This window comes from Leptolyngbya sp. AS-A5 (genome assembly GCF_039962495.1).
Lineage (GTDB): Bacteria > Cyanobacteriota > Cyanobacteriia > Leptolyngbyales > Leptolyngbyaceae > Leptolyngbya.
This window is the reverse complement of sequence record NZ_JAMPLL010000007.1, coordinates 102,192-125,735: the sequence shown is the minus strand read 5'-3', so window position 1 is coordinate 125,735 and position 23,544 is coordinate 102,192. Positions and strand designations below refer to the sequence as shown.

The window sequence follows — 23,544 nt, the reverse complement described above, 5'->3', positions numbered from 1 at the left end:
GGGAGCGCAATCATGACACGCGCAATCATGGAAACGGACAAAGGCACCATTCATCTTGAGTTGTTTGATCAAGATGCGCCGAATACCGTAAAGAATTTTGTTGATTTAGCAAACAAAGGATTTTACGATGGCTTGAAATTTCATCGGGTGATTCCGAATTTTATGATTCAGGGCGGCTGTCCGAACACCCGTGACGGAGCATCAGGAATGCCCGGAACCGGAGGCCCCGGCTACAAAATTAACTGCGAAATTAATCCGAATAAGCATGAAGCTGGAAGCTTATCGATGGCTCATGCAGGACGGAACACAGGCGGTAGTCAATTTTTCATCTGCCATTCACCGCAGTCGCATTTAGACGGCGTTCATACGGTGTTTGGTAAGACGAGCGATATGGATATTGTCAATGCGATTCGCGGCAACGATCGCATTCTCTCGGTGAAAATCGAGGCTTAAATCCTGCCGTATTTGGCGATCGCATTGGCTCCCGGATTGTCTTGATTCGTGAGCCATGCCCAAATCTGATCTCCGTAGGAAAAGTGCCACCATTCATTCCAGTGGCGCTTAAATCCTGCGGAGATCATGCTATTTGCCAAAATTTCTCGATGTCGATGATACGGTAAATCAGAGTTTGCAAAGTGATTCGGAAACGATCGCTCTGAGATTTCATCAATTTCTGATCCCATGTCGATCGCGCTTCCGGCTTCATCGATTAAAGTGACATCGATCGCGGCTCCGGTACTATGCGGCGGCGGAGTTGCCGGATCCAAATTTGGCATTGCCCAGAATTGATAGACCTGTTGCTGAAATTCTTCTCGCTGTGTTGTGGATAGCGTTTCTAAACTCAATCCGTTTGCGTTGACCAGTTCTTTTAGCGTGTGATCCACCATAAATTGCTGGACTGCGACCGGACGATACGCATCAAAAATCTGAATCTTCCATCCGGGTTGAAGATGCTGAAGGTGAGCATCGGCAATGAGTAAGCGATCGAGAATTCCCTCTCTAACAAAAAACGGTGATTTCTCCCCATACGGTGCGCCCAACTTTGCGTAGGGATGTGGCGTGACCCGCGCAAACTGGTCAGGAATTTCGACTAAGGGCTCATTGCATTCTGCGATCGCAACAGTTTGATAAGCTTTCATGCGTCTTTTTTCGGAACAGGATCATACCCGCCAGGATTGAACGGATGACAGCGACAAATTCGCCCCGCTGCTAGCCAAGTGCCTTTGAGTGCGCCGTGAGTTTCGAGGGCTTCGATCGCATATCGAGAACAAGTGGGATGAAATCGACAAGTCGGCATCATGAGTGGAGAGATGGCAACTCGGTAGCCTTTGACTAAGGCTATTAACAGGAATTTCATAGGTCAGAGTGGGTGTCTTATTCGATCGTAAACGATTCAGCAGTTGTATGGAACAAGCCTTTTGATCTTTGGAGTGTTGTTCCGATCAATGTGATCGTAAATCTTACTGCGGGAAACACGGAAACGATGCCCCAGATCAAGGCTTCAATTGATAAGCGGGTTGATCTGACTGCGTAGAATACTGAGCGGACGCTTTTGCGGATTGGCCTGATTGATCTGATCGTGGATCGCACTGCGTAGAACACTGAAACGGAGCCTTGCTCGATTCCGCGATCGCTGGTGTCGGTTCTACGATCGCAAAGATAAATTAGGCGATCGCAGTTCTCAACCCTCTGATTGCATTCAATCTGATAATCGATTGATTGCTTCACGGCAATATTCCCATAACCATCCTTTGCAGAATGTGAAGGCTGTAAAAAATTCTGCTTTAGGTAATAAAGTCCCCTGCTCAATTGCAATTCAATTCGTTAAAAACTCGTCCCTAACCTCTCCCTTTAAGTCGAGTAAAAACCTTAGAACAGTCGCTATGGTTATGATATGGCAACGATTAAAAGAAGTTTTAACAAATCAGTCGAGGGAGAAAGAATATGTCGGATAGCAGCATAGAGTTCAATCAGCAGAATGAAAATCAATCCTCTTTGAATGAGGTGAATGAGGTGCCACAAGCACGAGACCCAGTTCAAACAGTGGCAACGGGTCTTGGAACTGTAAGTGGAGGGTTAGCTGGAGCCATCATTGGTCGCTTAGTTGGCGGACGCTTAGGGGCTGCTGTTGGTGCAGTGGTTGGTGGTGTTGCGGGTGCTAATGTTGGACGGGAAGCAGCAACAGGTGTTGACGCCGCGATCGGTGAAGTCGTCCATGAAGTCAAACAGACGGTTGAGGATATCAAACCCTCTGTGATTGGAACGGTCGATGCAGTGAAACAAAACATTGAAGCAGCACAGCCTTCGGTTGTAGGCGTGATCGATTCAGTTCGAGAAACAATTGATGAGGCTCGTCCTGCTGTAACCGAAACGATTCATGCAGTGACAGAAACGATCGATGAGAGCCGTCCTTCAGTAATTGAGACAGTTGATTCAGTCCGAGGGACGATCGAAGATGCTCGACCTGAGCTTAAGCAGGCTGTTCACAAAACGGCTGAGAGCATTCAATCATCTGCTGCCAGTGTTGCAGATTCAGTGCAAGGAGTCGCTCAATCGGTTAAGGGTGCAGCGCAAGATGCTCAACCCAAAGTGACACAGGCAATGGAAAGCGTGTCTGAGAGTGTTCAGTCATCGGCTCAATCGGTTAAGAGTGCAGCGCAAGATGCCCAACCCAAAATGACACAGGCAATGGAAGGCGTGTCTGAGAGTGTTCAGTCATCGGCTTCTAATGTGGCAGATTCTGTTCAACGGGCAACTCAAGATACTGCTGGCTCAACCAGCGATATTGGCACAACTTCAAACATGGGACAGGATGTGATGCTCGACCAGCCCTATGGTCAGTCGGGAATTATTGAAGACAGCTATCCCACAATGACAGCGGGAACGTCAACAAACATCGGTTCTACCCTTTCACCTGACCAAACGGGTATAGAGTCAATTGATCAGATGCATCAGAGCACGACCTCAGGGTTTGGAGCAATCAGTGATGCGAACGATATTGTGGCAATTCAAAATGAGTTCGATCGCGGCGTATTCCTGACTGAACAGGGTGATCTGGATGGAGCAAAGGCTGCATTTGCTGAAGTGATTCGTGTTATGCCAGATGCTCCTGAGGCATACTTCAACATGGGTATTGTGCTATTCCAGCAAGGACGGAAGATGGAAAGCAGAGATTATATTCGCCAAGCACGGGATCTTGCACGCACTCGCGGCGATCTTGATGCAGTAGCAAATCTTGACGCTATCCTACAGCAGATGGAATCCACTAGCTTACAGGGGTTGTAAATTCCCTTTTGCTCTGAGTTAAGGGGTTCGCTACGCGAAGCGCAAGCGAGCAGGTTAAAAACGATTAACCCGGCAATGTTCGACCTGATATCCCGAACCGCCCTCATCTCTAACCCTTCTCCTGTGAGGGAAAGGAGTTAGATCAAAAATCCCGCTCTTTGGGGAGCGGGATTTTGGGTGAGGGACATTCAGCAACAATGATTGCAGCGATCGCAATGAGTCGAAAGGCGATCGCTCTGACTCGTAATCTCTCAGATTTTGAACGAATCACTGAACTACAAGCTGAAGACTGGTCAGTTTGATTTCACAAATTGCTGCTCATGAGTAGGGGGCGATCGCAGTTCTCAACCCTCCGATCGCATTCAATCTGATAATCGATCGAGATTCCGTTGAGTTATCGCCATAGACTCATCGTCAAACTCAGTAAAGATTTCCATTGCTTTCTGCAAACAAGCTCTAGCCTCCGAAACATTCCCCTCTGCTTCTGCTAACAGTCCTAAGCTGTGATGGGTACGGGCTTGCTCATAGCGATCATTGAATTCGACTTTAATTTGCAGGGCTTGCTGGTAGTTGTTCCAGACTTCTTCATACTCTCTCAGTTCTTCGGCAATCCTGCCTAACGTTCCTACTGAGCGGAAAAGAATCCTGCCAATGCAACGCTAGTTACCGGAATCATTACTATCCTCGTCAATCTTTCCGGTGTTCCCCTGCCGATCGATTCCGCCATTGCAACCGCTATCGCGCTCTACATTCTTCACATTGGCATTGATGTCTTCTACGAATGGTCTGCTCCAGCGACTTAAACCGCTAAGCTGAGAAATGTCGATCGCGTAAATCATTATGCCTTCTTTCTTTCGAGCTAGCGTTGATGCCATGACCGGATATATTCCGGGTGAGCAACCCAAACCGGGAACTCCAATCATCAAGCTCAATACAAATGAGAATCCTTACCCGCCGTCACCGGAGGCGATCGCAGTGCTTCGCTCTCTCGATCCCGAATGGCTCAGACGCTACCCAGACCCGTATGCTAACGATTTTAGACAAGCGACCAGCGAAGCATTAGGCATTCCGAAAGATTGGATCATGGTTGGCAACGGGAGTGATGACATTTTGAATGTGATTGTTCGGGCTTGTGCGGAACCTAGACGCAAAGTAGTTTATCCGATGCCAACTTATGTTCTGTATCGCACTTTGGTTGAGATGCAGGTTGCCGATCGCGTTGAGATTCCGTATGGCGATCGCTACGAATTCCCTCTAGATGAACTAATTGCTGCACAAGGAGCGATTACCTTTATTGCATCACCGAACAGTCCTTCAGGTCATAGTGTTGCACTATCAGATTTGCGACAACTTGCAGCACAGCTAACCGGAGTGTTAGTCATTGATGAAGCGTATGTTGATTTCGCTGAAGAAACTGCTTTGCCATTAGTACGTGAGTTTGAGAATGTCTTGATTTTGCGAACACTCTCGAAAGGATATTCTCTCGCAGGATTGCGGCTTGGATTTGCGATCGGACAGCCTCATCTATTAAGCGGATTGTTCAAAATCAAAGATAGTTACAACATTGATGCGATCGCAACTTTAGTGGGAACTGCTGCAATGCGGGATCAGGGCTATAAAAATGAATGTGCAGAGAAGGTTAAACAGTCTAGAGCGAAGTTAGCAATCGACCTTAAGCAACTTGGCTGGAAGGTCTGGGACTCTCAAACTAACTTTCTTCTAACTCAACCGCAGAACAATGCAGAACAGATTTATCTCGCTCTAAAAGAACGTGGAATCTTAGTTCGGTACTTCAAACAACCCGGACTCAATGACAAACTTAGAATCACAGTTGGGACTGATGAACAAAATCAAGCATTAATCGAGACATTGATCAGCGATCGTAGCTACGTCTCCTAACAAAAAATCCACTGAGGGTAATGCTCAGTGGATTTTGTTTAACGAACAGTCACTAACTTAGAGCACGATCGGTCAACTTCGTCAGCACTTGATTCGATCGCTCAACAAACGCTTTCATTCCATCAGCATTAAAGCCCTTTTGTGCCATCAATGCTAAGTCATACACATGATGACAAATCATATTCGCAAGCTCAGCCGATGGAGAACTCGAAGACCCCGTAACAATCGCACCTTGGCTCAGACCGATCAAATTCTGAATCATTGGATGCGAAGTGTTAACCAGCAGAATATGTTCTTCGGGGAACTCGATCGCTTGTTGCTGCAACAATGCGCTCATTTCCTGCATTCGGCGTAGATGCTCCGGTAACAGAACCATTGCAGGAGGAGCGGCTGCATCTCCTTTGAGTGCTTCCGTGCGAATCGTTAGCTTCGGTTTGCCTAATGCGGTCTGGAACAGCGTTTTAATCTGTTCACTGCGCGTCTGATTCGTGTTCGGATCAACAATCTCGGACTTGTCTTTGTCAATCAGCGTCTCATCGAGTTCCGCATCAACCCGCGAGAACTTGATGTGTGAGTATTCCCGTTCTAAGAAGCTGACAAAGTGACTATCGATGAATGAATCCATGAACAGCACTTCTAAGCCCTGACTGGTGTGCAACTGAACATATGTTGCTTGTGTCACTTCATCAGTACAGTAGAACACTCGATTCTCATGCCGCTCTTTGTTGCGCTCCAGATACTCCTTCAATGTCGTGTAGGTTTTTCCGTCTACCGCGTTGCTAGATGCAGTATCTTGCCAAACATCCCCTTCCTGCGTTTGCACTTCAACTCTCGGTTGATCATCACCGCTGAATGTTGTGCGATAGATCAGAATGTCCTCAACTTGCTTTTTGAACTTGTCATCGTTGAGAGAGCCGAACTTAACAAACGTACCTAAATCTTGCCAACTACGAATGTAAGCTTCTCGATCGTCGCGATACAGTTCCTTCAGCCGATCGCCCACTTTCTTGGCAATGTAATCTGCAATGCGGCGAACCGTGCGATCGTTCTGCAAAAAGCTACGAGACACATTCAGCGGAATGTCAACACTATCAATCACCCCTTGCAACGGCAGCAAAAATCGCGGGACAACTTCCTCACAGTTATCACTGACAAACACCTGATTACAGAACAGCTTGATCTGTCCTTTGGTCACATCAACATCCGGCTTGAGCTTGGGGAAGTAGAGAATGCCATTCACCACAAATGGATAATCCGTGTTGAGATGTACCCAAAGCAGTGGATCTTCTTGGAACGGATAGAGATAGCGGTAAAACTCTAAATAGTCCTCTTTCGTTAGATTGCTGGGGGATTCTTTCCAGGGTGCTTTCTGACGGTTGATTTGCTCTGGCGCGGTCATTTCTTGGCCTTCGGCTGCCAGAACTTCTAACTTAATCGGAAATGGTAGAAAATCGCAGTAGGTCTTCACTAACTGACGAATCCGATGCGGCTCCAGGTATTCTAATTCCTCATCCTGTAGCGTTAGCTTAACTGTTGTACCTCGCGCTGTCCGCTGTGAATCTGAAAGACTAAATTCAGTGGAACCATCACATTTCCAATGAACCGCCTGCGCTTCTTCTTTGTAAGACAGCGTATCGATTTCAACCTGTTGCGCCACCATGAACGACGAATAAAAGCCGAGACCAAAGTGACCGATAATTTGCTGATCACTGCTGGCTTTGTACTTCTCGACAAACTCTTCTGCGCTGGAGAACGCAACTTGGTTGATGTACTTCTTCACCTCATCCGCAGTCATCCCGATCCCAGTATCTGAAATCGACAGCGCTTTGTTGGGCTTGTCGATCGTAATTACAATCTCCGACTCGCCCAACTCCCCAGAAAACTCACCAGAGCGAGACACCATGCTGAGCTTCTGAAGCGCATCCACTGCGTTAGAAACTAATTCACGTAAGAAAATCTCGTGATCCGAGTACAGCCACTTTTTGATGATCGGGAAAATATTTTCAGTATGAATTGAAATATTTCCCTGCTCTAAGATCGTCGTCATAAGCCTCGTCCAGTGTTCTTAGAAGATGGAATGCTCTTTATTGTGCGCGACGATCGCGCTTTGCGTCTCTATTTTGTTCAGTGAGGCTTGCCGCTCAGCGAGTGCGGGTTTCCCTACTTCGAGTCGATCGTCCCACAGAATTTGCCTTAGCCGTTAGTCGGAGTTGAAACACGGCATCGGTTGAAATTTAAACGGAAGTGCTATAGAAAACGGCAGAAGCCCCAGGAAAATGCGCTGACAAAATTTAGTCTTTGCAAAATAGAGGGAGAACTCGCACTCTCCCTCCGAGAAACTACTGAGATAGTACAGGAGATTTTAGGGAAGTTTAAGGAATTTCCGGTGATCGGATTGGCTGAAAGTATGGTTTTTTATCAATGTGCTTAAGCTGCAACTGATTCAGTTTTCTTTTCTGAACAGGCGCGTTTTTGCTTGTGTTTTCCTGATCCTTTGGTGTGTGTGGTGTTATGCGAGCTGTTGTTCCCCCTGTTTCTACTCGTGCGATCGCGATGTCCTCCGCACAGACGATCGAACCTATTTCTGCTGATTCTCCACTCCAGGTATTCTGTCGGCTCCAAGTCGGACAGGTGCTTTCACAACTGCCGGATGCTGGAATCCGCCTCGTTTACCAATCTCCGGATCAATCAAAGCGCCAATCTTTTGTGTTTGGGCGGGAGCGCTGGTCGATTTTAGATGCTGAATCACGGACTTATCTGGCTTCAGAGGCTTGGTGGACAAAAAACCCGATCGGCTGTCTCAAAAAAGTGCGGGTCAAATCACCGGGACGATTTTATGTCTGTTCTCTGAGCCAAACTAAACCAGAATATCTTCTGATTGCAACCACAAAGCTGCTTACAACCGATCAAAAGCGGTTTATTGAGAACACAGCAACGCTTCTAAATCATCATCTTTCAACCGTAAGAGAATTGCATAGACAACGCCAAACTCAACAGCAAATTGAACACAACAATCATCAAATCGAACATCAAGTTAAAAGCCCGATCGCACTGATCCAGATCTACACGGAGATGCTGTTATCGACTGTCCCGGAGCGGCAGGCGCGATCGTATCTTGAGTCAATTCAATCTTCGATTCAAGACATTCATCGCCACTTAAAGCAGCTATCGGCTCAGCAAAAACCTCTACGAATCGAGCCGCACGACTTAAGCCAAATTCTGACCCGGAGTATCAATCAGCTCCAGCCTTGGTTAACGGAAAAACAAATTACAGTTCACTATTCCCGCTCTCCAATGCTGCTCGATGTAGACGCGTGGCAGCTTAAACAAGTGTTCGATAACCTGATCACAAACGCTATCTACTTCAGTCCCGATCGCAGCACAATTTACTGCACCTGGCAGATCGTGCAGCAGGAGATTCTGATTGAGGTGTCAGACCAAGGTGCAGGACTTTCTGAAGCTGACTTAGAGCAAGTCTTTATGCCGTTTTATTCTCGTCGCCCCGAAGGAACTGGACTAGGACTCTCGATCGCTCAAAAAATCATTCAGGCGCATCAAGGGCGCATCTGGGTCAGTAACTTACCGACCGGAGGCGCGAAATTTTCGTTGACCTTACCCCGCCAGCAACCCAAGCTCTCGATCGTCCCAGCCCTTTAGAATTTGATTTTTTGAGTTCATCATGCTTTCTTCTGCTCAAGTTCCTGTGTTACTGGTTGACGACGACTCTAAATTCCGTCAAGGGCTGCAAACGCTGCTTCAGTTTTACAGCAGCCATTGCGCTGCCTCTGGCACACCTGAAGGTGGCCGCACATTTACGGTCGTGGCTGAAGCGACCTCCTCGGAGCAGGCGGTACAACTTGCAGCCGAGCAGCGCCCAAGCTTGATTCTTCTCGACATGGAATTAGCACAGGGCAATGGAATTTCGACGCTGACGGAACTCTCGAAGCTAGAACATCGATCGAAGATCCTAGTCGTTTCGGGACACCAGGAAGAGGAATGGGTGTTTCGAGCAATGCAAGCAGGCGCAAATGGCTATGTGGTTAAAGATGGACTGGCAACGGAATTGTTTAGTGCAATTACGACTGTCTTGAACGATCAGATTTATCTTTCTCCGGCGTTGGCGACTCGGTTTTTTCAGATGTTCTGGTTTTACAACGGGAAAGCACTAGAGAACAAAGCAAAATTGCATTTAACCGATCGCGAACAAGAGGTGCTGTATTGGTTAGTGCAGGGGGCTTCTAATGATGAAATTGCATCTCAACTATACATTTCGATCGCAACCGTGAAGGCGCATTTAACGGCAATTTTCCATAAATTGGAAGTAACGAGCCGCACCCAGGCAATTATTCGTGCTTTGAAAATGGGGTTAGTTAGGGGTTGAGAATGATACCAATTTAAAGAATTTAAAAAACAAAGGGGCAAATCACCGATTCGTTCCATTTGTGAATGGTGGAGACGCGATGATCAATAACATGCAGCAATCACGAATCAAAACAATCACGAATCAAATTGGTATTACGTTTGCGCCATTGCAGGTCGAATTCCGATCCAAGGCTGTACCTGCTCGATTTGTGCAGCTAAGGCTAAAATCGTCGCCTCATCTGCGGGTCGTCCCACAAGCTGAACCCCGATCGGTACTCCATTTGAATCAAATCCAGCCGGAATACTAATGCCCGGTTGACCCGTGACGTTAAACGCGGGACAAGGCGCAATCCACCGGATGATTTGATCGATTGTGCTTGCCGGACTCAACTTTGCCCATTCTCCGACCCGAATGGTCGGGTACATATAAGTTGGAGTCAGTAGTACATCAAAGCGGTCGCACAATTCCACCACTTTACGAGCAAAAATTTGAAGCTGTTGGCGCGATTTCGCATACCGTCCCGCAGACGTGAACTTCGCCCGCCACCACAGCCAGCGATTGACCTTTTCTAATAGAAATGGCGGAACTCCAACATCCGTCTGAGTCCGCCAAATCAGCGTAAACGGCTCAATCATTTCGCCAAAATCGAGAGTTAGAGGCTCGATCGTATGCCCCATTGCTTCAAGCAGATGCGCGATTTTTTCGACCGCCTGCACACAAGTTGAATCAGCCTTACCGATTGGCTCAATCTCAGTGACCAATCCAATTCGTAACGGCTCAAGTTGCCGTTGGGTCGCCTCCAGAAAAGAAGTCTCAGGATCAGGCAGCCAATACGGATCACCTGTGACATACCCGGCTGTCACATCCAAAAATGCGGCAGCATCTGCAACCGTGTGCGCTAAAGCTCCATTCACCGCAAATCCACCGAGCGCCTCACCGATCGGAGCCATCGAAATTCGACCCCGTGAAGGCTTGAGTCCTACCAATCCACAACATGCCGCCGGGCCTCGCACTGAGCCACCCCCATCGCTGCCCTGAGCGATCGCACAAAGCCCCGCCGCAACTGCCGCAGACGACCCACCGCTTGAGCCACCCGGCGTATACTCCAAATTCCAAGGATTGCGAGCGGGGGGAAATCCGGGTGCTTCAGTGTAAGGAAAGGAAGCAAGCTGAGAAGTCGCAGTCTTACCTAGAATGATGAATCCTGCTTGTTTGAGCCTGGTGACGACCAGATCGTCCTGCATTGCAATCTGGTTCCGCGCAACTTTCAAGCCATACGAACACGGAACTCCCTCGACTGGATTGAGATCCTTAATGCCGATCGGCACTCCGAAAAAAGGCGGTAACTCTGGCTCTGACAGGCGCTCAGCTTTGGATCGAGCATCGGCGATCGCGCCTTCTGCGGTCACGGTGTAGAAACTGCCCAACTGGGGATCAAGCTGTGCGATGCGATCGAGGTAAAGCTGCGTGAGTTCAACTGGAGAGATCTCTTTTGTCCGAATCAGACGCGCTTGTTCGAGCGCTGATGTAAAAGCTAAATCTACAGGATTCATAAATGTGTCCCTAGAGGCAGAGTATTTTTTAGATGATGTAACAAATACTTATACGAAAGTTATGTTCTGACACGATCGCCCCCAATTTTTCTCGAACGATCAATCAGACATTAGGTGACATCATAGTCGAGATAGGTTTTGTATGCCCCGACGCAGGTTATGGATTGTACGAGGTCAGCAGTGGATTTAGCGCCAATTACACCTTCTCCTACCCACATTATCGAATCCCCTGAGCCAATTACAGGCAGTGAGCCTGTGTTTTCGCTTGCGGCTCAGCCCGAATCGAAGTTCTCCAAAGCCGAAATCCGAACGAGCCTCCGCGCTTCGACGATCGATGGCGTGTTTGCGACCATTTTTTCCAACATTGCAGGCGGCGTTCTGTTAAGTAACTTTCTGGTGGAACTTCACGCCAGTCCGGTTGAAATTGGACTCTCAGCCTCGATTCCAATGATGGCGAACTTGATTCAGCCGATCGGGGCAATTCTAGGCGATCGCGCTCGCAGCCGCCACCATTACTGTCTCGCCATCTATACACCATCGCGCCTGATTTGGCTGCTGTTGCTTGTCGCGATCGCCGCCTTCCACTGGGGCAAAATTACTGAGGATGCAATGGTGCTGTGGACGCTGGCAATTCTCACGGTTACGCACTTTCTGGGAGCGCTGGGCGGTGCTGCTTGGGTGTCTTGGCTGGCGGCGTTAGTGCCAAAGAAGCTGCGCGGACGGTATTTCAGTATTCGGAATAGCGCTGCGAATTTAACCTGCTTGCTCTGTGTACCGCTAGCAGGGTTTGTGGTGTCACGGTTTGGCGGAGGTTCGATCGTTGGTTATGGCATCGTTCTGCTAATTGGGATCGTGGCGGGATTAATCAGTCTCGGATTTCAGTGGTTTATGAAAGACGTGAATCCACAAGAGCAGCAGAAAGCCTTACCTACATCCACAGAAACGCCGATCGCGTCTGTGCTGCAAGACTCCAACTTCGTGCGATTTCTGATTTACTTCAGCGCCTGGATGTTTGCGGTCAATCTGAGTGCGCCGTTTTTCAACCTGTACCTGCTTGATAACTTGGGGCTAGATGTCAGTTGGGTGACGATCTATAGCAGTCTTTCTTCAGCAGCAAACTTATTAATGCTGATCGTCTGGGGTAAACTTGCCGATCGTGTGGGAAATCGATTTTTGCTGCTGACCGTTGGTGTTTTGGTAGCGTTGACCCCGATCTTCTGGCTGGGGACGGGAACCGATGCGTTATCGCTCTGGGTGTGGCTGCCGCTGCTGCACATCCTCGGCGGGGGCACTTGGGCAGCGATCGACCTCTGCAACAACAATATTCAACTGGGCATTGCCCCGGTTCGGAATCAATCGACTTATTTTGCACTCGCAGCCGCGATCGCTGGAGTGAGTGGTGCTTTGGGAACGACCGCAGGCGGATTTCTGGCTCAGTTGGTGCAGTATGGGGGGCTGCCTGGACTGTTTGCGTTATCTGCGGTTGTCAGGTTTGCGGCACTGATTCCGCTGATTTGGGTGCATGAAGCGGGGAGCCAATCGGTACGCCAAGTGCTGAAATCGCTGTTTACGACCAAAGGAGAAATCGACCTTCAACTGCCTCAAGAACAATGAGCGACTAAAGGGGCATGATTTGTCGCTCTGTTAGTCCTGAGACACTACCACATCAAGGATTCAAGCCGTTTATGGTATGGGATAACCTGATCTGCCGATGTCAATAAAGACCGTCTGAAAGCGTCTGAAAACGTCCCTCTAAATCTAGAATTGGTACGAAATTGGTACGAGGGTTTACGGAATGCCTAATAAGTCCCCTAAAGGCAGCGTTGCGATCGGTGAGGTAGACGGTAGGTTTCGCCTCAGATGGCAGTCTTTTGACGAAATGAAGCGACCTAAGCGCTTCACCCTTCCGTGTGGAGCCGTGAACGGAGTAAACCGATCCGCAGCCGAGAGACTTGCTAGACAGATCGAGCTTGATATCGCCAGCGGGAACTTTGACCCATCACTAAGGAAGTACAAGCACGGCTACGGGAGCGATTCGTCGTTAAGCGTTGATGCGCTAATGGAGAGATACATCAAGACTATTTCCCCAGAGAAGACAAGTTCTGTGGATCGGTACAAAACTCTACGGAATCATCTTCTGAAGTTCCAAGGAAAATTAAGCGTTGATGGCTGCACCGAGAAAAAAGCGGTCGCGTTCATGGGATACCTGCAAGACTGCGGACAGGGCGGTGAAACAGTAAATATGAATCTCACCTGTATCCGCGCCGTCTGGAACTGGGCGATCAAGAAAGGGCTTGCGAAGTCTAATCCTTGGCTCGATCTTAGGGTTGACGTAGACCCTAGAGAATCTGCTAAGCCCTTTACCCTTGAGGAAATCCACCGGATTTTAGAGGCGTTTGAGGATAGCCATTACCGAGACTTCGTGACCTTTCTAATGGGTGTGGGTTGCCGCATCGGTGAAGCTGTAGCACTTGATTGGGCATCGGTGAGTGAAGATTGCTCCGAAGTCTGGATCGCTAAGTCCTTCGATTTACGGTCTCACAAGATAAAAACTACTAAGACAAACGAAGCGCGTAGCGTCCCCCTCAGTCCTAAGATTCAGTCACTGCTACTCAGATTAAAGGAAACAGCGTCGTCTAGTTTTGTGTTCCCTTCTCCAAAAGGAAAGCGCATAGATCGGAATAACTTTAGGCGATCCTATTGGAAACCTACCCTAGAGCGTCTAGAGATTGAGTACAGATCTCCCTATCACACGCGACACACAAGATGGAGTCATGAGATCTCTACGGGTAATCTCGACATCGCAACCGCAGCCAAATATGCAGGCAACCGACCCCGGACGATGCTCGATCGATATCTGGGTTCTACAAAGCGCCCCCGATTATCAGACCTGTGAAAAGGTAGGCGTATGTTTTCGTCGTAACTTGTGGTTACTATGGTAACTTGGGGTCAAAACGCCCGCTGTTTAAGGATTTCAGAAGTTACCATGTTTCGTAACTGATTGGAACCGAGATAGTAGCTGGTAACTTCTTTTGCCGTATTCAAAAAACCTAAATCCTTGCTACGACTGACGGTCACCCCCAACAAAAGAAGTTACCGAGATCGGTAACTCGGTAACTTCTTGAATAGTGGCTTGGTAACTAGACTGCCTTTCGACCGAATAGAAGTTTTCTCTTCAGCGCGATCACCTGCTCATGTGCCTGTGGATCGTCTTGAAACCGGATTGCAGCATCCATCATCTCAGCGTCAAATCTTCGTAACCGACCGGAGCCACCGTAATGAATCCCTGACCTCAGATGCCCGTTTTTGATCCATCTCTCGATTGTGGACTCCGAAACATTGGCGCGATCGCAAGTCTCGGCTAGAGTTAACCACGTATGAGTCATGCGAACGCCTCCATCGGTCGGAGCGCTTCAAGGTTGTAGATCGTGAGAAGCTTGCTCGGTTTCTCGTCTGTTTCCTCGCGCTCGACTTTCCAAAAGCTCTGCTCTCCTGGAATCGACCTCACGATTGCGATGTCCCACTGCTGACCATCCATTACTAGGACGGCATCGTTTACACTTGGGCTCCATTCTTCTGGTAACGGAGGTCTAAAAGCCTTATCAGGTGTCGATTCCTGCGCTTCCTGAGTTGTTTGCTGCTCTTCCTGAACCTGCTGATCCTCTCCTGGTTTCGGTTCAATCTCGGTTTTTTCGTCCAACTGCGCTAAAACTAGCTCCATTGGAATCATTACGCAGTTCCGAGGAGTGGTTTTCCTTGGTTCCCTTGGGGGCGTACCAGCGGCTTGTTCTTCGGTCGGTCTTCGGTTGAATTCCGCGATCGCTCGAAGATACTCTCTACATTCGAGTTCTGTCGGTACAAACTTTTGCTTTTCGTTTGTACGTCCGCCAGCCGCTAGGATCAGCGCGTTTAGAGACTGCCGTGAATAGTTGGGCGTGTACCGTTGCTCAAACTTTCGCCACACCGAAGCGAGGTCGATCGCTAGGTAGTGCCCCCCTCCCCGTGGTGAAACGTCAACGCAGTTCCAGCGCCCCGCATCTCCCTCAGAAATCATTAGAGACATTTTCTCGATAAAGTCTTCCAGGGAGTCTTTTGTCGATTCGTACCCTGCCATTTGAGTGGCGATATTATCCACGCAGAAGCCTTTGTAATCAAACTCGTAACGGGCTTTCTCTAGAAATTTCTCCGTGAAAAAGATGTTGAGCGCTAGGGCTTCGATCAACCTAGAGTCTACCGACTCCATAAGCGGTCTAAGTTCCTCGCAGATCTCGCGAAATGCTGCGTGATCGTACCGAATTGACGCTAATTGAGAGAATCCGCCTGAAGCATTCTCGTAAGCGTCTTTCAACTCTCTCTCTACCGACTTATTCAGGGTTCCTTTTGGGAATTCAGTCATAAGCAGCCGAGAAATCAGCGCTTTCGCTCCGTCTCCGATTGCCACGTTTGAGGTATACAGAGCGCAGGTGTGGGGCGTTTGGTCATTCCCCCGCACAAATCGACCGAAACCGTTGTAAGCGTCCCAGAGGAGTTTCTCTAGCTGTTCTCTTGCGTCCTGTTGTTTGCGACCTGGTTTAATCGGATCGTCTACGAGAAAAGGCAGGCATCCGAGAGACTTAAAGCGCTCGTACAACATTGAAACTGTAAAGTTACTGACGGTGAAATGGTGCATCCCAGCCAGTGAAACCGCGATCGTGGCAGAGAATGTTTTACCCGCTCCCTTCTCACCAAAAACCCACGATTGCGGAAAATGGTTTAGGTGTCTCATTATGTCGTCTCTGTGGAGAATCGCTGTAACCTGTCCGAGATCTTTCAGGACGCGACCGACCCCTTCCTTACCAAAGAACCCCTCTACCGCTAAAACAAGCCGATTTAGGGCATCAGGATCTTGCTCCTTGATTTCAGGTGATGGGATCTGCTCCTCCTGACCAAGCCGATCGTTAAAAACAATTAGCGTTTCTTTCTCTTCTGTAAGGGTTCCATCTGCCTTAAATTGACAGTTCTTGAACACCCAAGTACCGCAATCCTGTTTACCTACCCGATCAGCTAATCTATAGGTTTTGCCCCCGTCTCGACGGTAGATCGCCTCACGGTTTTGGAGAAGTTCTTGAACCTCTTCGTTTTTCAGTGTGGATGTTAAGTTTTGCCCGTAGCCACGCTTTAGCGCAAGTATGAAGTCTTTCGCTGTAGTCGTGTCTGCGGACTGAACGTAGACATCTTTCGAGTTCAGCTTAGTGCCCTCGATCCGTTGAACTCTTAGGATCATTCCGCCGCCGTCCGTCCCTTGGAGTACCCGATTCACCTCGAAATCAAAGTCAGCCTTTGCCACAAAGACCTCGAACACTTGCCACTCAATATTCTTCTCGTTTACCCGCAACCCTACGTGATTGACGCTTTTGGACTCCTTAGCGCGAGTCATCATCCGATCTACTTCAAACTCGGCTGACGGGTCGATCTGGTAGGTCTTCCAGTAACCGATCTGAAAATCAACAGTGTCGAGACACTTCCAAAGATCTTGCTCGTAGCTCTTTCCTCCCTCGCCTGCCTTCTCTGCCGATCTTGCTTCAGCGACTCGCTTTTGAGCCTTGCGGGTTGTTTGAGAGGGGAACTTAAAGCCGTTCATCTTGGCAACGTGGAACACAGTCCCTAGAGTAGCCTCACGTCCTGAGTGCCCCCGTTGAACGCTCTCGATCAACTTTGGAACATCCCATCCAGACTTAGGAACGGTCGGACTCCACTCGTTAACCAAGATCTCCGCATCCACAGCACCAAGCCCATGCACCAAACCAGCGAGGATCGAAAAGCACTCAGGATATCTCCCGTCACCAGGGGAAGTCTTCGCACGGATAGACTTCAGCGCCTCGCGTAGCAGTTCAAAGTTGTCTGATGCGTTCTCTGGGTGACTCTGACGGCTAGATTGAGCGCTCTCGTACTCTCGCTTAGCCTGTGACTCTTGATCCGCTCTCCACTCCTTAGCCTGCTGAAGAAAGTCTTCGGGGAGTCGAGCCGATTCGTTGATGTGGAAGGGTTCGCGATCCTTTGCTCCGAAGAAGAAGCGACTCGCATCTTTGCAGGCTTTATCAGCCGCCTTCACCATCTCGCTTAGAAATTCGTTAGCGAGTCTAATGTCTTCCCATCCGATCAGCGCTTGGTCTAACCTGAACACTAACCGGAACTTGTGAAGCTCTGGCGTTGAACTACTGCTCTCAATTGCGAGTCCGCAGAACTGCCCGATAAAAGGATGATCAAGCGCTTCGTCGATATTCATCCCGCCGTCAATGTCGAGTCCGAGTACCTCAGCAAACTTTGCGTTGAACTGCTGCCTTCTTGACCCGTCGTTCAGTAGCGCAGGCATCCAGGGATGACCCTTACTGATGTGTGCTGCGAGGTCTTGCATTGATCCGGTGACTTCTCGGAACGCGCCCGGATAACTTAAGTTCTGCGGCTCGCACTTACCGATAACATCGAAGTTTGCACCATAAGTAAAAGTGCTTACGGACTCCTGAAACGGCGTAGTAGTAGCGGTTTCGGTTTCCTGTTTGACAGATCGATCTTGAGAAAGTACCATAGTTTTATACGGACTTAGCCGCGTAGAAGGTGGACTTTGGACGTGAAAAAGAAATTAAAAGGCGGGAGTCGCAAGCTCTCGTCTTTTTGCTATCTAGACATCAAAACAACGCTTCAGAAAGTCGATGCTAGAGTCTTGCTGTACGAACTGTTGAGATCGAGGATCGGACTTAGGGAGCCATTTGACGTGCCTATCGCAGTTCAAACAGCGTAACTCTGCTGCGTGTTGCGCCCTTCCCTTGAGTACCCGTAGATTAGCGCTACCGCAATGAGAGCAATGGTTTACCGGGGGTTTAGAAGGGGATTGATCTCTGTACTTGCGGGGTTGCCCATCTAGCCGCCAGTAGATCTTAAACGGGGGCGTACTGCCTGTTGCATCCGCCTTGCTGATGGTTAAACCCAGATTGTCATCTCCGATGTCGATCACGCCGTGTCGGTTGATGAGCTTCGCCAGATCTGGTAGCCATTGCGGGTGTACGTCCCACAACTGAAGACAGACATCAAGGCTTCCTGAGATACCCGAACCTTCGCCATGTCGCCAGTAGGTGGCTTGATATTCCTGATTGATCGTGTCGTGTTGTGTCATAATTACCTCTACAAATGTTTGATGCGCCCCGATTTTCTCTAGTTAGAGGTCGGGGTTTTCGCTTGGGAGTTGAGCCAGAACTCAACCGCTTCAATGACGATCGCGTTGCGGGTAGTCCCAAGCTCATCCTTGGCTCGGTTCAGTTGATCGAGCAACGGTCTCGAAAATCTAACGGTTGCTCCTGGTAGTAGGTGTCGATCCATTTGATTGCCTCGCTTGTGGATTCCACTTCTAAAACGTTCTCTGCCTGAAATCGGTCTATCCCTTGGTCTTTCTGTATCAAGGGATACCCTTTATAGCTTATCTATCGGATTATCTTATGAATCACTAGACTCTGTGCGGAAAAGTTTAATGATTGCTTAGGATTTTGTTACAATTAACCGCTTATTTGCGATCGCTCGGATTAACGCAGAAAGACTCTCATACTCAAACTGATCCGCAATCTGCCTAAGATTATTCTTCTGTCCCAGGGACAGCTTTAGGTCAAGCCGTGAGTCGTATCTAAGCATTTCCGTACTTCCTCCGTGCCAACATCAAGGATTCTGCCACCCTTAGAAAAAACAATCCACCTTTTCTTTTAGAAAGTTTCCGACATGCAAGCAATCCCTAGAGATTGTTCTCTAGGGATTGCTTGGATTAGTCCGCTTCTTCGTCGAGCAGGCTTACAGCTTGCTCCGATTCCCCTTTCGCATCTATTGGTGGATCTGCTTCGATCTGCTCCGGTACTGAATGCTGGAGTGATTGCCCTCCAAAGCTAAGAACTCCAGCATTCACCGAAGATAGAATCCACTCGATAAAGTCAGCATCGGAACCCTCAAAGCTTGGAAACTTACGCCGCGCAGCTTCTACGATCGACTGTCTAATGTATGGTCTGATTTTTGCCTCAGCAGGCTTACGAGAAACAGAGGGAGCCATCCTATGCAGCCTCCTGATTTAGCTTGCTGTACTGCTTCATGCCATACGAATGCAGCCCTTTAGCATTTGCCATTAGCGGATCGTCCAAGATGGTGTAACCCTTGTTTGTTAAGTAGTCAGCAACTAGCTTAATCCGGCAGGCTCCCCCAGTCGCAAACTTGCCATCAACTTTAGCGAGGTGATGACCCATCATTTGATCTACTTGAGCCATCCGCCCATTGAGCCAGCGATAAACCTCATTCCGTAGTGCAACGGTTAGATCTACTTGACCGCAAGCGCCCTTAAGGATGTGTACCGGGGAAGCTTCGATGATTGCTTTCGACTTGTCATAAGTTAGTACTGCACCAGTGCCGATCGCCTTCGAGACTGCCTCGCACTTTGCAAACTCACTGATCAGCATCCTTGTGCCCTCTCGCTTAATCAAGTAGGGAGGGCAGTCTTTTGGAGCCTTAAGTCCATCAAAGACTGAAGCGATCACAGTGTCGCAACCGATATCCAAAAGGTGATTGCTGCGAGAGTTTACCTTAGCTTGCAGGATTGCCCCTACTCCCTCATTCACGACCGACAACACAACAATATCAATCTCTTTTGTAGTTTTACCTTGAGTGAAGCTATGGCAACCCGTAAGAGCATTTCCGATCATTCCACCTAGAGCCGCTTTGTTGTGAACGGATGCCACTACATAAAGCTGATCTCCATCCTTCAACACATCCCACATGGCAGAGATCAGCAAGGGGAGAATTAACTTAGGCTTTCCCAGATCATCATTCATCGTCCGCAGTTCATTACAGCCGCCCGATGAAGCAACCCACGATCTACCCTTCCACTCGTTGCTACCGGCTACGCAACTGATCGCGTCGTCGTCGTCAGCATCAACCTCAGATAGTACAGATCGATGCTGTACTTCAAATGTTTTCGCCTTACCATCAACCGAGTAAACGATCTTTTCGTTCTCGTTGCCGCAGTCCAACCCGACGATCAGCTTGCGTCGTTGCGTTGTCCCTAGATCAGCCATCTTTCTGCTCCTTTGTTTAGTTAGCCCGTTATTAGCCCGATAATAGCCTCTTATAAGACCGTTCTTAGTCCGTTTTCAGCCTAAAACTATATTAACCCGTTTCCAGCCCGTTTTCAACCTATCTTTATCCTATTTATCAGCACGTGCTTAAGGACATTAGACCATCCTTAAGCCCACTTACCCTAGATTCACCTAATACTAACTAGGGGTATTCTTGGGGTATTTCCTAGCAGGAATTAGAGAGATTTGTAGAGAGGTAAAATTCTAGGGGTAGTTAGGGTAAATCTTAGGGTAAATCTTGGGGTAACGCTAGGGTAAGCCTTACCCCGTTTACCCTAAGCACCCCACCCCGCTTACCCTAGCTACCCTAAATACTCTTAACCATCCATTTGTTATTAGAAGAAAGCTCTATCAGACGCTTCGACTTTGCCACTTGGATGAGCGTATTTAGGGTAGCTTTGTCTCGATTCACCCCGTTATTTTTGGCGAATGAATCTTTAACTTGGTCGTAGGTTAGCTCTGTACCTTGCCGATTCTTCAGCCACACGACAAATTTCTTTAGGTCTCCCTGCGATTCGTGACTCAGCGAGTTGATGAAAGTATCGAATGGGTTTGGCTCATCCTCAGTAGAAGCTTGCCAACTTTTCTCAAGTCGCTCCCTGATTTCTGTCGTACCTTTCTTTAGGTCTGGTAGCTCTCCAACGGGTAGCCAGTCAGAACCAATGAAGCAAATACGATCACCACTTGGCACAACAGATGGATCAGCAATCTCGAAGTTTGCTTTAATCTGCCGGAACAGTTCCCAATCAAAACCGATCGATTGCCCGTTCCATGTAACCGTTTTCTCTGGATGCGCTGACACATAGCAGAGCTTTAGTTTCTTGACGGCTTTAGCGTCTTGAGTCAATGAGCCTGCTACAAACTCAGGTGCGATAGTCCAGATGGCTTGCTGTCGTTTCTTGCCGCTACTGGAGAGCGTTGTAATCTTGTCAGCAATCAGCGTTAGAAGTGGCTTAAGCAGTTCCCCATGCTGATTAGATGTACTGCCGAGATAAGCAATCTCATCAACAATTAGAATCGCGTTCTGGGTGCTATAGAAGCGCTTGACTAAAGCGATCGCGTCTTTGATTACGTCCTTAGCCTCGAAAGTATCCAGGCTCGATAAGTCCCCCCGAATCGACTCAGCAGCGTGGCTCCAGTAGTAAGAATCCTCATCGCCAAAGCTTGCCAGATTGAAATGGAAGATTTTGCAGGATAGATGATCGTGAATTTCTTTAGAAGCAACCGCAGCCAGATAGCTTTTACCCGTCCGTTGCGCTCCAAAGAATGCTCTCGATTGATAGGGATCAGCCACGATACAGGAGAGCGCGGTAGGTCGCGCCGATGGCTGTACTGCTTGTTCTGGAACATCCACCGGCGTTGGTCGATCCTCAACTAGTGAGATCGCTTTAGTAGGTTGATCGATAGATTGAGGCATTGGCACCCATCCATCTGGAACAGTTTCGGCTTCAGTCCCGTTCACGTCTTTGTAGATCTCTCTAGCCATATCCGCCGCATCTGTCCCGGCAAAGTGGAAAGACTCAAACACCTTCATTGCTGCGTATCCTGCTAAAGCGATCGCAATCACGGGACTAATCGGAGCAGTTGTAATCGCAGCTATTCCGAGTGCAGCCGCCTTGATCGTCGGGGTAATGCCTTGATCCGGTTCTGAGTCTACAATCCGGGTGTTGCCGATTGTCCAGATGACGTGGTGTTCTGAGTGCTTCGAGAGTTGGGACATGGGTAGGGACTCCGTGAGAAGGACAATAGAAAAGCCGATCGATGGCAGTCGATCGGCAAAGTAACTTAACCCCGTACAGCGCGGAAGATTCTCCACACGGCAAGGACGAACCGGATTAGAATCTCGACAGCGCAGATACTCGCAACCATTAAGCCGAACTGGACATAGAGAATTTTGTCCAAGTCCCACAAAGGCATATCCTTCATAAAAACCGACCATCCGCCCTCGTAGGGAGCGAAGTACGCAAGGTTTACGACAAGTTCGATCAGGTATGCGATGGCGCTAAACTTGCCGATTTCCTTAAATACATTCAGCAGCCATTCCGAGATTTTCTTCTGGTACTTCGCAATCTGGGGGTTGTCGCTGTCTGGTTCTTTTTGAGCCTTCAACCAATCCACGATCGCCGCATAGATTGGGGGAACTGCCAGAAGTGTCGGAGCAATTTGTACTGCATTCACGATCGCCCAGAGTCCAGCACCTAACGCATTGATCAGAATCCACCGCAGGAACGCAAAGACAAGACCCAAGAAGGGAACAGCAATCAAGGCGTTATAAAGTCTCGTTGCTGCAATCTCAGAACCAATCGCGTGACCTACCTCGATCCAAGGGGAAGCGCTGAAGAAGGCTAAAACACCAGCAATGGCATAGAAGCTGTATTCTGCAAGTTTGAGTAACGCTCGATTGCTACGCTTGGGAGCCGCAGATTTGTAAGTCTGATGACCCTGGGAACTTCCGTTCGATTGTTGGCTTGCGCCTTGAGTCTTCATCTTAAGTAGCTCCTAAATTCTTGTAGTTTGCTTGGTTCGATTCTGCGGATTTCGTTAAGCCAGCCGCCCTCAGAGACGATCGCTGTATCGCCAAACTGGTTACAAACAATCACCCCGGCTGGCATCGGCTGAACTCCATTGATCGGATTCTTGTTCTTGTCAAAGCGAGGAATTTTAGGATTGCTTGGGAACGTCTGTGCATCCCAAACCCTTGCTCCTTCTTGGAATCTGGCGGGTCGATTGTTTCGTGTCAGCACAACCAGAATGCAGCCTGACTTAGCGCGATCTAAAGCGGTCTTAGAGTCGGCTTGTGCTTTAGTGAGTCGCGTTTCCTCGCTCGTCTGCGCTGCTTGCGCTTCCGCCTTAGCGGTTGATCTCTCGTTCATCTCCGCCTGAAACTTCAGGATTCTGCTGTTATCGACAATGCAACCGAGAGCGATCGCAAGTCCCAATAGAGAGCGGGTAACGACTTTCTTGGTGACGATGTTCATTATGCGTAAACCTTCCCTTTGAGTTGAGCCGTTAGCGCTGCAATCATGCTCAAAGCATCGTCCGGGCTGATGTGATTCTCTGGATCAGCCAAAATCGCAACATAGAGATAGAAATGCTCGGTAACGGTCATTTGTATCTCACACATCGCTTCCGGGAGTCCATAATCCTCGTCGTCGTTAGCCAGCCAAGCCGCGAGAATTGCAATCAGTCCCAACTTGTCGCCGCTCGCCATCTTTTCCAGACGATCGCCGCAAGACTCAGTAAGCTTCATTGCGGGGGAGTTGAAGCCAATTCCGTGGTATCCAAGTGCTGTACTTGCCATAAT

The 23,544-nt window shown here is 48.7% G+C and carries 23 protein-coding genes; 8 read left to right on the top strand and 15 right to left on the bottom strand.

All coding sequences use genetic code 11. The annotated features are described in order from the left end of the window. Positions 1-12: 12 nt before the first annotated feature. Positions 13-453 (top strand): peptidylprolyl isomerase, encoded by a 441-nt coding sequence (locus NC980_RS11295; protein WP_190376283.1) that lies wholly within the window; start codon positions 13-15, stop codon positions 451-453. On the opposite strand, the gene NC980_RS11290 is transcribed toward NC980_RS11295, so the two are convergent. Both NC980_RS11290 and yidD read right to left on the bottom strand, forming a co-directional pair. After that, positions 450-1,139, bottom strand: coding sequence for a M15 family metallopeptidase (locus tag NC980_RS11290; RefSeq protein WP_190376282.1), 690 nt, complete (start codon positions 1,137-1,139; stop codon positions 450-452). The two genes, NC980_RS11295 and NC980_RS11290, sit on opposite strands and share 4 nt — an antisense overlap. Next, positions 1,136-1,357 (bottom strand): membrane protein insertion efficiency factor YidD, encoded by a 222-nt coding sequence (yidD, locus tag NC980_RS11285; protein WP_190376281.1) that lies wholly within the window; start codon positions 1,355-1,357, stop codon positions 1,136-1,138. The genes NC980_RS11290 and yidD overlap by 4 nt, the downstream gene beginning before the upstream one ends. 587 nt (positions 1,358-1,944) lie before the next feature. Here yidD and NC980_RS11280 point away from each other — a divergent pair. Beyond that, positions 1,945-3,285, top strand: coding sequence for a tetratricopeptide repeat protein (locus NC980_RS11280; protein WP_190376279.1), 1,341 nt, complete (start codon positions 1,945-1,947; stop codon positions 3,283-3,285). Positions 3,286-3,458: 173 nt separating this feature from the next. Then, a complete protein-coding gene (locus NC980_RS11275) occupies positions 3,459-3,587 on the top strand; it encodes a hypothetical protein (RefSeq protein WP_348253924.1) in 129 nt (42 codons plus the stop codon). 357 nt (positions 3,588-3,944) lie between these two features. On the opposite strand, the gene NC980_RS11270 is transcribed toward NC980_RS11275, so the two are convergent. Then, the gene (locus NC980_RS11270; RefSeq protein WP_190376278.1) at positions 3,945-4,124 is read right to left on the bottom strand and encodes a hypothetical protein; all 180 of its coding nucleotides are present in this window, start codon (positions 4,122-4,124) and stop codon (positions 3,945-3,947) included. A 1-nt stretch (position 4,125) separates the two neighbouring features. Here NC980_RS11270 and hisC point away from each other — a divergent pair, with 1 nt between their 5' ends. Beyond that, positions 4,126-5,184 carry a histidinol-phosphate transaminase gene (hisC, locus tag NC980_RS11265; RefSeq protein WP_190376277.1) on the top strand — a complete coding sequence of 353 codons (1,059 nt, stop codon included), beginning with the start codon at positions 4,126-4,128 and terminating at the stop codon, positions 5,182-5,184. A 52-nt stretch (positions 5,185-5,236) separates the two neighbouring features. Here hisC and htpG read toward each other — a convergent pair whose 3' ends face one another. Then, entirely contained in the window at positions 5,237-7,231 is a 1,995-nt protein-coding gene (htpG, locus tag NC980_RS11260; protein ID WP_190376276.1) for a molecular chaperone HtpG, read from the bottom strand. Between the two features lie 464 nt (positions 7,232-7,695). Between htpG and NC980_RS11255 the strand changes: the two genes are divergently transcribed. After that, complete coding sequence (locus tag NC980_RS11255; RefSeq protein WP_190376275.1) at positions 7,696-8,841, top strand: HAMP domain-containing sensor histidine kinase; 1,146 nt, start codon at positions 7,696-7,698, stop codon at positions 8,839-8,841. Positions 8,842-8,863: 22 nt separating this feature from the next. Next, complete coding sequence (locus NC980_RS11250; protein WP_190376274.1) at positions 8,864-9,565, top strand: response regulator transcription factor; 702 nt, start codon at positions 8,864-8,866, stop codon at positions 9,563-9,565. 134 nt (positions 9,566-9,699) lie between these two features. Here NC980_RS11250 and NC980_RS11245 read toward each other — a convergent pair whose 3' ends face one another. Beyond that, entirely contained in the window at positions 9,700-11,100 is a 1,401-nt protein-coding gene (locus NC980_RS11245) for an amidase (RefSeq protein WP_190376273.1), read from the bottom strand. Positions 11,101-11,259: 159 nt separating this feature from the next. Here NC980_RS11245 and NC980_RS11240 point away from each other — a divergent pair, with 159 nt between their 5' ends. Both NC980_RS11240 and NC980_RS11235 read left to right on the top strand, forming a co-directional pair. Next, positions 11,260-12,714, top strand: a complete 1,455-nt coding sequence (locus NC980_RS11240) for an MFS transporter (RefSeq protein ID WP_190376272.1) — start codon at positions 11,260-11,262, stop codon at positions 12,712-12,714. Between the two features lie 181 nt (positions 12,715-12,895). Continuing rightward, complete coding sequence (locus NC980_RS11235) at positions 12,896-13,996, top strand: site-specific integrase (protein ID WP_190376271.1); 1,101 nt, start codon at positions 12,896-12,898, stop codon at positions 13,994-13,996. Positions 13,997-14,240: 244 nt separating this feature from the next. On the opposite strand, the gene NC980_RS11230 is transcribed toward NC980_RS11235, so the two are convergent. From NC980_RS11230 to NC980_RS11185, 10 genes are all read right to left on the bottom strand, one after another. Beyond that, positions 14,241-14,486, bottom strand: a complete 246-nt coding sequence (locus NC980_RS11230) for a helix-turn-helix domain-containing protein (RefSeq protein WP_190376270.1) — start codon at positions 14,484-14,486, stop codon at positions 14,241-14,243. Then, positions 14,483-17,665: a hypothetical protein gene (locus tag NC980_RS11225; protein ID WP_190376269.1), complete on the bottom strand. Its 3,183-nt coding sequence runs from the start codon at positions 17,663-17,665 to the stop codon at positions 14,483-14,485. The genes NC980_RS11230 and NC980_RS11225 overlap by 4 nt, the downstream gene beginning before the upstream one ends. 93 nt (positions 17,666-17,758) lie before the next feature. Then, positions 17,759-18,250, bottom strand: coding sequence for a hypothetical protein (locus NC980_RS11220; protein WP_190376268.1), 492 nt, complete (start codon positions 18,248-18,250; stop codon positions 17,759-17,761). A gap of 38 nt (positions 18,251-18,288) precedes the next feature. Next, complete coding sequence (locus NC980_RS11215; protein WP_190376267.1) at positions 18,289-18,453, bottom strand: hypothetical protein; 165 nt, start codon at positions 18,451-18,453, stop codon at positions 18,289-18,291. 433 nt (positions 18,454-18,886) lie between these two features. Then, a complete protein-coding gene (locus tag NC980_RS11210) occupies positions 18,887-19,165 on the bottom strand; it encodes a hypothetical protein (protein ID WP_190376265.1) in 279 nt (92 codons plus the stop codon). Position 19,166: 1 nt separating this feature from the next. Next, positions 19,167-20,180: a hypothetical protein gene (locus NC980_RS11205; RefSeq protein WP_190376264.1), complete on the bottom strand. Its 1,014-nt coding sequence runs from the start codon at positions 20,178-20,180 to the stop codon at positions 19,167-19,169. 367 nt (positions 20,181-20,547) lie between these two features. After that, positions 20,548-21,960 (bottom strand): hypothetical protein, encoded by a 1,413-nt coding sequence (locus NC980_RS11200; RefSeq protein WP_190376263.1) that lies wholly within the window; start codon positions 21,958-21,960, stop codon positions 20,548-20,550. A gap of 65 nt (positions 21,961-22,025) precedes the next feature. Next, positions 22,026-22,727: a hypothetical protein gene (locus tag NC980_RS11195; RefSeq protein ID WP_190376262.1), complete on the bottom strand. Its 702-nt coding sequence runs from the start codon at positions 22,725-22,727 to the stop codon at positions 22,026-22,028. Further along, positions 22,724-23,218, bottom strand: a complete 495-nt coding sequence (locus NC980_RS11190) for a hypothetical protein (RefSeq protein ID WP_190376261.1) — start codon at positions 23,216-23,218, stop codon at positions 22,724-22,726. The genes NC980_RS11195 and NC980_RS11190 overlap by 4 nt, the downstream gene beginning before the upstream one ends. Continuing rightward, entirely contained in the window at positions 23,218-23,541 is a 324-nt protein-coding gene (locus NC980_RS11185; RefSeq protein WP_190376260.1) for a hypothetical protein, read from the bottom strand. Before NC980_RS11185 ends, NC980_RS11190 begins: the two co-directional genes overlap by 1 nt. Between the last annotated feature and the right edge of the window lie 3 nt (positions 23,542-23,544).

Bases quoted from the DNA above. Each gene is read 5' to 3' on its own strand.
- NC980_RS11280 (WP_190376279.1), top strand. From the start codon at position 1,945: ATGTCGGATAGCAGCATAGAGTTCAATCAGCAGAATGAAAATCAATCC.
- NC980_RS11200 (WP_190376263.1), bottom strand. From the start codon at position 21,960: ATGTCCCAACTCTCGAAGCACTCAGAACACCACGTCATCTGGACAATC.
- NC980_RS11215 (WP_190376267.1), bottom strand. From the start codon at position 18,453: ATGGATCGACACCTACTACCAGGAGCAACCGTTAGATTTTCGAGACCG.
- NC980_RS11270 (WP_190376278.1), bottom strand. From the start codon at position 4,124: ATGATTTACGCGATCGACATTTCTCAGCTTAGCGGTTTAAGTCGCTGG.
- NC980_RS11225 (WP_190376269.1), bottom strand. From the start codon at position 17,665: ATGGTACTTTCTCAAGATCGATCTGTCAAACAGGAAACCGAAACCGCT.
- NC980_RS11235 (WP_190376271.1), top strand. From the start codon at position 12,896: ATGCCTAATAAGTCCCCTAAAGGCAGCGTTGCGATCGGTGAGGTAGAC.
- NC980_RS11205 (WP_190376264.1), bottom strand. From the start codon at position 20,180: ATGGCTGATCTAGGGACAACGCAACGACGCAAGCTGATCGTCGGGTTG.
- NC980_RS11230 (WP_190376270.1), bottom strand. From the start codon at position 14,486: ATGACTCATACGTGGTTAACTCTAGCCGAGACTTGCGATCGCGCCAAT.
- NC980_RS11220 (WP_190376268.1), bottom strand. From the start codon at position 18,250: ATGACACAACACGACACGATCAATCAGGAATATCAAGCCACCTACTGG.
- NC980_RS11245 (WP_190376273.1), bottom strand. From the start codon at position 11,100: ATGAATCCTGTAGATTTAGCTTTTACATCAGCGCTCGAACAAGCGCGT.
- NC980_RS11295 (WP_190376283.1), top strand. From the start codon at position 13: ATGACACGCGCAATCATGGAAACGGACAAAGGCACCATTCATCTTGAG.
- NC980_RS11240 (WP_190376272.1), top strand. From the start codon at position 11,260: ATGGATTGTACGAGGTCAGCAGTGGATTTAGCGCCAATTACACCTTCT.
- yidD (WP_190376281.1), bottom strand. From the start codon at position 1,357: ATGAAATTCCTGTTAATAGCCTTAGTCAAAGGCTACCGAGTTGCCATC.
- hisC (WP_190376277.1), top strand. From the start codon at position 4,126: ATGCCTTCTTTCTTTCGAGCTAGCGTTGATGCCATGACCGGATATATT.
- NC980_RS11190 (WP_190376261.1), bottom strand. From the start codon at position 23,218: ATGAACATCGTCACCAAGAAAGTCGTTACCCGCTCTCTATTGGGACTT.
- htpG (WP_190376276.1), bottom strand. From the start codon at position 7,231: ATGACGACGATCTTAGAGCAGGGAAATATTTCAATTCATACTGAAAAT.
- NC980_RS11185 (WP_190376260.1), bottom strand. From the start codon at position 23,541: ATGGCAAGTACAGCACTTGGATACCACGGAATTGGCTTCAACTCCCCC.
- NC980_RS11250 (WP_190376274.1), top strand. From the start codon at position 8,864: ATGCTTTCTTCTGCTCAAGTTCCTGTGTTACTGGTTGACGACGACTCT.
- NC980_RS11210 (WP_190376265.1), bottom strand. From the start codon at position 19,165: ATGGCTCCCTCTGTTTCTCGTAAGCCTGCTGAGGCAAAAATCAGACCA.
- NC980_RS11290 (WP_190376282.1), bottom strand. From the start codon at position 1,139: ATGAAAGCTTATCAAACTGTTGCGATCGCAGAATGCAATGAGCCCTTA.
- NC980_RS11195 (WP_190376262.1), bottom strand. From the start codon at position 22,727: ATGAAGACTCAAGGCGCAAGCCAACAATCGAACGGAAGTTCCCAGGGT.
- NC980_RS11255 (WP_190376275.1), top strand. From the start codon at position 7,696: ATGCGAGCTGTTGTTCCCCCTGTTTCTACTCGTGCGATCGCGATGTCC.